We start from the raw sequence: 11,737 nt of genomic DNA, 5'->3' as shown, positions 1-11,737 counted from the left end.
ATTTACAAATTAAATATCTAGTATGGAGGCGTAGTATACTACGCCTCTTGTATCTTGCCAGCTTATCCAATTAAACCAGTAAATTGAGTAGGCAAGATGGTATCTACAAATACAATGATTAAGTTATATATCAGCTGTACTGTAAATTTTATTTTGAATTTTCTTCTACCAATTCATCTAATTCATTTTGCTGACGGATTTCTTCATATTCCGCTTCTTGAGCGTGAACTGAACCTTCAGGAGCCTCTGATGTTTCTCCCTCTTCCCAAGGGGCAACATCTGGCACTTCTTCAATATGAATAGTACTTAATGAATAATCAGGTTGATAATATAAATCGTATTTTGCCGCTTTAATTGTTGAAAGCATAATTAATGACATTATCACTAATAGTGGTGCACCCGCAAAAATAGAGGCTGTTTGTAAGGTACTTAAATCGCCGATGAGCATTAAGGTTGCTGGCATAAAGCACAACGTGAATGCCCAAAATAGTCTATTCCAACGTTTTGGCTCATCATCAACTTCGTGTTGTACAACAGATGCTAAAATGTAAGAAATACTATCAAAAGTGGTGGCAGTAAAGATAATGGCTAAAATAGTAAATACGGCAATGGCGACTTTAGCTATTGGTAAGGTATGCAAAATAGCAAAGATAGTTGCTGTTGCTCCTTGAGTATTCAGCACATTAATAACATCTAATTCTCCAGAAAGGTGCATATATAAACCATAGTTACCTAAAACCATAAAGAATACAGAACAACCAAGAGAACCAAAGAAGATTGAACCAATTGCCATTTGACGGATAGTACGACCTCTTGAAATTTTGGCAATAAATAGCCCAATAGTTGGTGCAAATACTAACCACCACGCCCAGTAGAACACTGTCCAATCACCAGGGAAGTTAGTATCTTTAAAGCCTAATTCTGTAAATTCACCAAAGGCTTCTGTCCAAGTCATCATTGAAATAATATTGGTTAATGAGCGACCTAAGGCTTCTAAACCAGTGTCAAACATAAAGACGGTTGGTCCTACGCAGAATACAAAAATTAAGAAACCAATGGCTAAATAGAAATTGATATTAGAAAGGAATTGAATTCCACCTTTTAATCCTTGATAAGCACTGTAAGCAAAAATTAGCGTAGTAACAAAGAGTACAACCAATTGCATTGTTGTGTTATTTGGTGTGTTAAAGAGTTCGTGTAAACCTTGAGTTATCATAGGAGATGCAAGACCTAGTGAAGTCGCTCCACCACCAATCATACCAAAAATAAAGAATACATCGACTAAACGTCCCCAATTACTTTTAGCAAATTTTTCTCCTAATAATGGCATTAAACTTTGACTTACTTTTAAAATAGGGGAATTTCGTACGTGAGCAAAATAAGCAATAGAGACAGCTGGAACTAAATAAATTGCCCAAGCCACAGGTCCCCAGTGGAATAATCCATAAGTACTTGCCCATTTAATCGCATCAGGGGTTGCCGCTTCAATACCAAATGGAGGTCCTTGATAATAGTATGTCCATTCTAAAATACCCCAATAAAGGATACCAGCTCCAATACCTCCACAGAACATCATTGCAGCCCAAGAGCTCGTTTTAAACTCAATGTCATCTTCTGGTTTACCTAACTTAATGTTACCAATATCTGAGAAAGAAATATAAATAACAAAAATAACAGCAAGTACACCAAACATTAAGTAAGCACCACCGAGTTTATCTGTTACAAAACCTTTGATTTCATCAACCCAATAAGCACCTTGCTCAGGGAAGAAAATTAACGGAAGAGTAACAGAAAATAAGATGACTAATACACCAAAGAACGTAAATTTATCAATTCGAGTATCAAATTGTTCTACTTTAGGTTCTGAGGTTTTGTCTGAATTAAAACTACCAATAGATTGGTTAGTTTTTTGTGAATTTTTGTTGAGTGAGTCGTTCATAATTATTTATCTCCATTGTTAGATAAAATACATTCAATATTTTCTAATGGTCGTCCTAATTTTGTACCAAATTCTGTTTGTACAATTGGGCGGTTTATTAAGACTGGATTTTCTACCATTGCTTGAATAAGTTGTTGTTCTGACAGTTTTTTATCTGCAAGATTAAGTGTTTTATAAGGTTCTTCATTGGTACGTAGTAAATCACGTGCAGACATTCCCATTTCAGTTAAAAGTTGTGAAAGTGTATCTGCGTTTGGAGGAGTATCTAAATAGAGAATGACCTCAGTATTAAAACCTCTTTCTTCAAGTATCGCTAATGCACCACGAGACTTACTGCATTTGGGGTTGTGATAAATAGTTGCTTTTTTCATTATTTTTTCCTAATTTAAAATATGTAAAAAATGAAAATAATCTCACCGCTTTAAAATATAGTTTAATATCTAAGCGGTTAGATATCATCAAAAATTTGCAAATTTATTTACTTTTTGGTGGTAAACCATTTGCTTTAAAATAAGGCACTTCTGCACGTGGTAATGGTTCAATGCCACGAATATGATCCGCAATTTTTTCTGCCATCATAATGGTTGGGGCATTTAGGTTACCTGTGGTAATTATTGGCATAATTGAAGCATCAATTACACGCAAACTTTCCACGCCGTGTACGCGTCCAAAATTATCAACAACGGCATCTTCGCCTGAGCCCATTTTATTACTACAAGATGGATGGAAGGCGGTTTCTGCGTGTTCACGAATAAAGTCATCTAATTGTTCATCTGTTTGACAGTCAATTCCCGGTGATAACTCTTTTCCGACATAAGGTTTTAGTGAATCTTGGGTAAAGATATCACGAGTGATACGAATGGCGGATCTAAACTCTTCCCAGTCTTGCTCTGTTGCCATATAGTTGAACAGAATACTTGGGTACTCGTGTGGATCTTTTGATTTAATTCTAATTCTTCCACGACTTGGAGAACGCATTGAACCGACGTGAGCTTGGAAACCGTGACTTTCAATCGCATTCGAACCATCATAGTTTACAGCGATTGGTAAGAAGTGATATTGTAAGTTTGGCCATTCAAAACGTTCATCAGAACGGATAAATCCGCCTGCTTCAAACTGGTTACTTGCCCCTAAACCTGTGCCTTTAAACATCCATTCTGCACCAATCATTGCTTGGTTGTGTAATTTTAAACTTGGTGCAATACTTACAGGTTTTATACATTCAAACTGAACATAAAGCTCTAAGTGGTCTTGTAAGTTTTCGCCCACCCCTTTTAATTCGTGAACAACAGGAATATCTAACTCTTTTAATAACTCAGCATTACCAATACCTGAACGTTGTAAAATGGTTGGCGATGCAATTGCACCAGAGCAAAGTAATACTTCTTTTTTCGCAGACGCTTTAATTGATTGATCGGCTTTTAAATAGCAGACACCAACCGCTTTTTTACCTTCAAATAAAATACGATCGGTGGTTGCTTTTGTGACAATTACTAAATTTTCTCTTGCTCTGACTTCATCAGATAAATAACCACGAGCAGTACTACAACGGCGACCATTTGGGCTGACGGTACGATCCATAGGACCAAAACCTTCTTGTTGATAGCCATTTAAGTCTTCCGTTTTTGGATAGCCTGCTTGCACACCCGCTTCCACCATTGCGTGGAATAACTCATTATTACCAGTTTTTGGGGTTGTTACGTGTAAAGGACCTGAATCGCCGTGATAGTCATTACCGCCAATATCACGAGTTTCTGCTTTTTTGAAATAAGGTAAACAATCCTGATATGTCCAGTTAGCTAATAAAGGATCTTGCTCAGCCCAATTATCGTAATCCATTGCATTACCACGAATATAGCACATACCATTGATCAACGATGAGCCACCCAGCCCTTTACCACGTCCGCATTGCATACGACGGTTATTCATAAATGGTTCAGGATCGGTTTCATAACCCCAGTTATACTGTTTAGTTTGAATAGGAAAGGCTAAGGCGGCTGGCATTTGTGTACGCCAGTCTAAGCGATAATCTGGACCTCCCGCTTCTAATAATAAAACATTAGTTTCTTTATCTTCGGTTAAGCGAGCCGCTAATACACCACCTGCTGAACCTGCACCGATAATAATATAATCAAATTCTCTCATTGTGTTCTCCTTTTTCTTTAAGATTAGAATACAGATTCAAATCTGCCTAATTCAACTTGGATTGATTTTGTCTGGGTATAATGTTTTAAGGTTTCGATCCCATTTTCACGCCCAATACCCGATTGTTTATAACCCCCGACAGGCATTTTAGCGTCAGATTCGCCCCAAGTGTTGATCCAACAAATACCTGCTTCAAGCTGATGAATAATGCGGTGTGCTTTGTTTAAATCTTTGGTTACCACACCTGCTGCTAAACCATATTCCGTATTATTTGCTCGTTCAATGACTTCTTGCTCTGTTTCATAGCTTAAAATACTCATTACAGGACCAAAAATCTCTTCTTTGGTAATCGTCATTTCATCAGTACAATCGGTAAAGACCGTTGGTTTTACATAATAGCCTTGTGGCAAACTCATCTCACGTTCGCCACCAATTAAGCATTTTGCCCCTTCTTTTTTACCAAGCTCAATATAATTTAATACTCGGTTCATATGCGGTTCGCTAACCAATGGACCAAAGTTTGTTTCAGGATTTTGAGGATCGCCTATTTTAAAACGTTGTACACGCTCTAATACTTTTTGCTCAAATTCGGCTTTAAGTTTCGCTGGAACAAAAACACGAGTACCATTCGTACAAACTTGACCTGAACTATAAAAGTTCGCCATTACCGCAATATCTGCTGCTAAATCTAAATCGGCATCATCACAAATGACCACAGGCGATTTGCCTCCTAATTCCATTGTGACTTCTTTTAAATTAGAGGTAATCGCACTGGCACACACTTTTTTACCCGTAGCAGATCCACCAGTGAAAGAGACTTTGTCAATATGTGGATGTTGGGTTAAGAAATCGCCAATATCAGCTCCCGTTCCGTTTACCACATTAAAGACACCATCTGGCACACCTGCTTCGGTTAAAATTTCTGCTAATTTTAAGGTAGTTAGAGGGGTTACCTCACTTGGTTTAAAGACAACGGCATTCCCTGCGGCTAAAGCTGGGGCTAACTTCCACATTGCAATTTGGATCGGATAATTCCACGCACCAATGCTTGCAATTACGCCCAATGGCTCACGGCGAGTGTAAATAAAACTGTCTTCACGAAGCGGAATTTGTGTACCTTCAATAGATGTGGCTAAGCCTGCATAATATTCAATCACATCAGCCCCAGTTACAATATCGACATACATTGTTTCACTGACAGGCTTACCTGTGTCTAAGGTTTCTAAAAGGGCTAACTCATCATTACGTTCACGTAAAATAGCTACCGCTTTATTTAAAATTCTTGCACGCTCTACGGCGGTTAATGCTGCCCATTTTTTTTGAGCTTTAACGGCACAATCTACCGCAAAATCAATATCCTCTTTTGAAGCAACTTGAATTTCTGCTAGGGTTTCGCCTGTGGCTGGATTGATTGTGGTAAAGGTTCGCCCACTTGTAGCCTTGTGGTATTTACCGTTGATATAAAGTTGTTGAGTGGGAAATTTCATTGTTCCTCCAATAATTTGTTTAGAAATTGTTTTGCGATAAATCGAGCCTGATAATGATCAAACTCCTCGCTACGTAAACTACCGTGTAGCCATAAGCCATCAATTAAGGCAGCTAATCCTCGTGCAGCATTTTTTGCTTGTTGATTTGGTAATAATTTTTTGAAATGAAATAATAAATTTGAATGTAAGCGACTGTCATTGATTTTTTGTAAACGATTCAAATCATCTTGGTGCATACTCATCGACCAAAATGAAAGCCATACTTTCATTCTTGCAGAGTCAGTATCGGGGTCAAAATTACAATCAATAATAATTTCAATGGCTTGATAGGGGGTTAAATTAGTTTCGGACTTACTTTTTTCAGTGATGGTGACACGTAATTCTCTCATTAAATCACGCATTGTTTCATACAACAGCCCCATTTTTCCGCCAAAATAATGACTAATTATTCCAGAAGATAAACCTGCTTGTTGTGCGATTTGAACAATCGTTGTATCTGCTACCCCATATTTTTCAACACAAATTAATGTTGCTTCAATAAGTTGTTGTCGCCTAATTTCTAACATACCAACTTTAGGCATAAAGAGATCCTTTAATTGACGGTAATTAAGATTACGTTATTTTAATTTATTTTGATTGAACGTTCAATTAAAATAAAAAGCAGTTAAAAAACAAGCGGTGACTTGTATGAAAAAATTTGCAAGATATTTTTAATAACTATCAACCAAGCTCTATTGTTTCTTGTTACATAGGCAAAAAACTTATTGCACCGATGATTTATGAAAATATCAAGATTAGCACTTCATCTGAAGCGTGGTTTGAAAAAACTGGCAAAATATTAAATGATATTTACGCAAGATACCGCTTAAATTTAGTTTATTTTTGGATGTTTTATTGTCTTATTTTTCATACTTTCTCCTCTTTAATTTATCCAAACAGTTCATCCATTTTTTCAATTAATTCTTTACTTGGTTTATCAAAAAATACCCCATTTTGTGGTGAACCATCCATTGCTCGTAAGAATAAATAGGTTATACCACCAAAATCTCGATCATAATCATAATCTTCTAAACGAGAGTTTAAATAACGATGTACTGCCAAAGTGTAAAGTAAATATTGCAAATCATAACGATATTGCCCTATTACTTTCTCTAAATTTTGAATAGAGTAATCTTCAGCAAAATTGCCTAAAAAATTAGATTTGTAATCCAAAATATAAAATTTTCCATCCACTTTAATAATACAATCAATAAATCCTCGTACAAAACCATTGAGTTTGGGTAAAGATAATGAGGGTAAATCTTTTAATTTTGCGTGTTTTTTTATCAATTCATTTAGTTTTGGTAAGGCATTACTATTTTTTAAGTTTAAGTAAAATTGTAATTCATTTAAGCGTTGTGAATTTGGAATATCTTTTAGGCAAAACTCGTTTTCAATAATTGGCGTCGTTAAAATTTGTTCAAACCATTGTATTGTTGGTTCAATCCAATTTTCCTCTAAATGTAATTGCTCACAGAGTATTGCTACTTTTTCACTGTTAATCGGTTGCGTAAAATCACAATGCTCAAAAAAACTGTGTAAAATTGTTCCTACTTTGGTGCTATGTGGAAAAGTAAAAGGTGAATAAAGGCTTTGTATCTCTTCATTCGGTGTTATTGCAGCATTTTGATAATCATAATCTTGTACTAATTCAGAATGCTTTTCTTCTTGCCATTGATGATAGGAATGCAATGCACTAAAACTCGTGATTTGACCATCACGTTTAATTTTTTGAGTAAAGGTTTTGGCACACAAATTTTGATAGTTTTCTTCATTTGGCGACCAATCACAAGCGGTAGGATTTTTATCTAAATTTACAATTTTTCCAGTAAGTTGTTTTTTCTCTAATAACGTTTTTGTGGGTAATAATTCTAAATTACTCGTTGTCTCACCAATTTCGCCGTTACTTAATAAATATGCCATTGCATTCCAACTATTTGTAGCTTTAAATTGTTGCGGCAAAATAAAGTTTATTTGAAAAACAGCACGCGTAATAGCGACATAAATTAAACGTAAATCTTCCGCAAATTCTTCTTTGGCAATTGCATTTTTGATTTCATCAGAATAATCACCAAATACCCATTGTTGTTGATTATTTTGATCCCGATATACCTGCCCAAGTTTGAAACTGGTTGTTTTACCCACAAAAGGTAGCCAAACAATGGGATATTCCAACCCTTTTGAACCGTGAAAAGTAATAATTTTAATCAATTTTTGCTCTGTTTCTAAACGCAGCACTTGTTCTTCTTGATTATCCTCTGCATTGTCTAATTGCATTTCATACCAACGCACTAAAGCAGTTTCATTTTCTAAACTTGGCATTGCATTTTGTAACAATTCCGCCAAATGTAATAAATTGGTAATTTTGCGATCACCATTGTCTGAGTTTCTTAATTTGGCAATTAAATTTTCACTAATAAAAATATGGTGTAACATAGGTAATACGCCTTGCTTTAACCATATTTCATTGTAGTGAGCAAATTTTTCTAACCATCTATCCCATTTTATTTCATTATTTTTAAGTTCAAAAATTTCACTGGCATTTAGTTGCCATAATGCGGTACCCAGTGAAGTCAAAATGGCTTTTTGATTATTAAAATGTAAACAAGCATTTAGTAGCCATAATACTTGCTGTGCTTCTTCAGAATTATAAACACTGTGTTTTTCTGATAAAAATACAGATTGAATATTACGCTCTTTTAATGCTTCTTGAATAAGTTTTGCTTCTTTGCCACTTCTCACTAAAATAGCAATATCTTGTGGTTTAAGCGGTAACTTATTTTGTTCTTTTTGCAAAAAAAGTTCACCTTGTTGTGCCAGTTTTAATTGTTGCTGAATTTCACTTGCACAATGTTCAGCACTGGCTTGAGCATACAAAGTATCAAATCTCTCTTTTCCTTTTCTTTGACTTTCTACAAATTTATTATCGAGTAAAAAATAATGAATACTATCTTGTCCAATAACCTGCTGTTTTTTATCATTAAATTCAACAGATTGAAATAAAATATCTTGATAGATAAAAGGGGAGAGTTCATTTTTCAAATCAAACAGCTGATTAGTTTCACAGACAATAGTCGGTTGTGATCGCCAGTTTTTATTTAATGTTGCTTGCTCTTGTGCTTGTTTCGATGCTTTAAGATAAGTAAAAATATCTGCTCCACGAAATTTATAAATAGATTGTTTGGGATCGCCAATCATTATAAAGCCCTGATTTTCACTTTTTTGCTCTATAAAAATGGCATTAAATACTTGATATTGGGCAAGGTTGGTATCTTGGAATTCATCAATCATCGCAAAAGGATAACGCTGACGAATTTGAGTGGCTAATTTTTGTCCTTTTTCACTTTGCAAAGCAAGGTTTAATTCATTCGTAAAATCGCTGAAATTTCGTTCTTTATGGGTACGTTTATACTCTGCTAATTTTTGACGTAAGGCGAGTAAAAATTTTAATTCTAAAATAATAACTTGTTGCTTAAGCCAAAGCTCAAATTCTTGTTGATATATATTCCAATATTTTTCATTTTTTACAAAAAATTCACTGTATAAGGGATCTTTTCCTTTTAATGTTTTATTATTAATATGAAACTGACAAAAGCGATCAAAACAAGTAGGAACTCCATTTTGATGAGTATTTGCCCACGTTTCAAGAATAGCCGTCCAAGAATCCACATAACCTTCTTGATAAGAAGTACCATTCAATGATTTTTGTTTATTTTTAGCTAAATCATCATAAATTAGCTGTGCAATCTCTTTTCCATTCTCTCGCCAATATTGTTTAATTTCATTCAAAAAAGATTGATATTTTAAATTATCACTTAAACAATTTTCTAATTGACTTTTTTGTATCTCAGATAAAGAAGGTAAAGTATCATTCAACTGTGTACGAACTTTCTTGAAAATAGTTTGTGGTGATTTAAGCTTATCCAAAATAAAATCAGCTTCCATCTCTGAACAAGAATAAAACAGCTCACGCCATACCTCTTCACTTAAACCTGTTAATAATTCTGTTTCATCGGGCTGTAATTCAATATCAAATCGCATTCCAGAATCAAAGGCAAAACTGGATAACATTTTTTGACAAAAACTATCAATGGTAAAAATGCTCGCTACATCAATCTCTTGTTCTGCAATACGTAAACGTAACAATGCTACAGCTAACTGGTGTTCAATATTTTGGTAAATTTCCCACAAAAACTTATCGCTTGTTAGTGCTTCACACTTTCCTTTTTCGCCATATTCCTGAAAATACTTTGACACTTCCGCCACTTTGACGCGAATACGATCTCGCAATTCTTGAGTTGCAGCACGCGTAAAAGTTACCACCAAAATTTGCTCCACCGTCAAAGGCTGACAGCCCACACCGAGCAATAATCGGAGGTAAAGATTTACCATTGTATAGGTTTTACCCGTACCAGCAGATGCCTCAATTAAAGCGACTTTATTTAAAGGAAGTGAGATAGGATCAAGCGTTTTCATAAGTAACCATTTTTGTTTAATAAGCGGTATCATTTTATAGAAAATTTGCAAGTTTTTATAGAGAAAATAATTTTTAAATTTTGACTTTTAATTTGGGGGATTAGCCTGTTAATATAGATATTAAAAAATAAGTTTTAATCCACTATAACTTTAGGAGAGTTTATTATGAAATATGACAAAAAAATTGAACGAATCAAAAATACAAAAATGACTCGTTCAGAATTAGCAAGACTAAAAGTTAATGCTGAAAATATATATAAAAAGGGAGATTTAGATGCTAAATATGTCATTGATGTAATTGATGCAATAACCCCCACTGATACTCATATTTTATTTATGGGATTTTGCCCTGATGCTAATATTCATAACCGACTTGATCTTGAATGGAAATCAAAAGGAATTTGTGAATTTGATTTTTTTAAAAGTCAAATTCAAATGGAACAATTTTACAGTATATGTAAAGGAGATTTAGTTATATTAAAGAAAAGAGAAAAATTAGGAGAAACAATGAAGTTATATGGTCATGGACGAGTAACAGATATTGCTTATGATGAACATAATGTTAGATATTTAAAAATGCAATGGTCTTCCCAAGAAGAAATTATTGAAGTCCCTTTAATGGGTTGTAATTCAACTGTTAATATTAGAGAAATAGACGTTGTAGAAGCACAAATGCCAGAAGAATTTTACTCTTGGCTAAGTAAATAATAATTATAAATTTTTATTAGAATATAACTACTTATAATAAAATATTATTACTAAAAGTATCTTTCTATATCAACTAGTTATAACAGAATTACTAATAATGACATATACTACAAATAAAAATCTACAATCTATTATCAATTGGGGAATTGAAAATAATATTCCAAATTCTCGTTTGCCAAAAAATAGCAAAAAGTTAGCTCAACTACGCAAACTTAATCTCTCTCATTTAAATATTTACAATTTACCTAAAGAAATCAGTTTATTAAGTTCTGTAATAAAATTAGATTTAAGTACGAATAAAATAACGAATTTACCGAATGCTATAAATAAAATGAAAAGGCTAAAATATTTAGATCTAAGTAACAATCAATTTGATAAATTACCGAATAGTTTGAGGGATCTTCAACAATTAAGAACACTGAATATTAGTCATAATCCTATTTATCAGTTACCGAGTTATATTGAAGAATTGACTAACTTGAAAGAATTTACTGCGATAAATTGTAATATCCCAACACATATTTTGGCTGATTTTATTGAACAAATAAATCCTGAAATAAGACGTAAAAAGGTAATAAAAAGACAGCCTATTAAGAAATCTATCAAAAATGAAAAAGATATAAAATATTTGGCAGAAGAAAAAGCCAAGAAATTAGCTTATTTAAACCATATTATTGATTTTATCAAAGTAAAAGACTCCGTTCATCATTCGCAAGATATTCTGCTAAAAAGTGCGATTGAATGTATCGTTGAATATAACAAGGAATTTGGTGCACCACTATTACAACGTCAGCTATCCATTGGCTTTCCAAGAGCTACTAATATATTAGATCAGCTCACAGGATTGGGAGTGATTTCGTGGGATATTCACAGTGGAAGAAGAAAAATAATCTTTCAAAGTGTATAATTTAATAAGGTTATAAAATAAGCGGTAATATTTTTA

At 33.9% G+C, this 11,737-nt stretch carries 8 protein-coding genes; 2 read left to right on the top strand and 6 right to left on the bottom strand.

Going from position 1 to position 11,737, the window contains the following annotated elements:
• Positions 1-148 precede the first annotated feature (148 nt).
• The 6 genes from U9966_RS04850 to recB all read right to left on the bottom strand — a co-directional run bounded on the left by U9966_RS04850 (position 149) and on the right by recB (position 10,086).
• Complete coding sequence (locus U9966_RS04850) at positions 149-1,939, bottom strand: BCCT family transporter (RefSeq protein ID WP_306347593.1); 1,791 nt, start codon at positions 1,937-1,939, stop codon at positions 149-151.
• Between the two features lie 2 nt (positions 1,940-1,941).
• Positions 1,942-2,310, bottom strand: a complete 369-nt coding sequence (arsC, locus tag U9966_RS04845) for an arsenate reductase (glutaredoxin) (RefSeq protein WP_306347592.1) — start codon at positions 2,308-2,310, stop codon at positions 1,942-1,944.
• A gap of 103 nt (positions 2,311-2,413) precedes the next feature.
• Positions 2,414-4,084: a choline dehydrogenase gene (betA, locus tag U9966_RS04840; RefSeq protein ID WP_306347591.1), complete on the bottom strand. Its 1,671-nt coding sequence runs from the start codon at positions 4,082-4,084 to the stop codon at positions 2,414-2,416.
• Positions 4,085-4,107: 23 nt separating this feature from the next.
• Positions 4,108-5,571 (bottom strand): betaine-aldehyde dehydrogenase, encoded by a 1,464-nt coding sequence (gene betB, locus U9966_RS04835; RefSeq protein ID WP_306347590.1) that lies wholly within the window; start codon positions 5,569-5,571, stop codon positions 4,108-4,110.
• Positions 5,568-6,152, bottom strand: coding sequence for a transcriptional regulator BetI (betI, locus tag U9966_RS04830; protein ID WP_306347589.1), 585 nt, complete (start codon positions 6,150-6,152; stop codon positions 5,568-5,570). Before betI ends, betB begins: the two co-directional genes overlap by 4 nt.
• A gap of 346 nt (positions 6,153-6,498) precedes the next feature.
• On the bottom strand, positions 6,499-10,086 hold the full coding sequence (gene recB, locus U9966_RS04825) for an exodeoxyribonuclease V subunit beta (protein ID WP_306347588.1): 3,588 nt from the start codon (positions 10,084-10,086) through the stop codon (positions 6,499-6,501).
• Positions 10,087-10,251: 165 nt separating this feature from the next.
• Between recB and U9966_RS04820 the strand changes: the two genes are divergently transcribed.
• Positions 10,252-10,794, top strand: coding sequence for a hypothetical protein (locus U9966_RS04820; protein ID WP_306347587.1), 543 nt, complete (start codon positions 10,252-10,254; stop codon positions 10,792-10,794).
• Positions 10,795-10,891: 97 nt separating this feature from the next.
• A complete protein-coding gene (locus tag U9966_RS04815; RefSeq protein ID WP_306347586.1) occupies positions 10,892-11,701 on the top strand; it encodes a leucine-rich repeat domain-containing protein in 810 nt (269 codons plus the stop codon).
• Positions 11,702-11,737 lie beyond the last annotated feature (36 nt).

The sequence above is a fragment of the Pasteurella atlantica genome (assembly GCF_963693435.1).
GTDB lineage: Bacteria > Pseudomonadota > Gammaproteobacteria > Enterobacterales > Pasteurellaceae > Phocoenobacter > Phocoenobacter atlanticus.
Note: the sequence above shows the minus strand (reverse complement) of the source record. Positions and strands in the feature narration are given on the sequence as shown.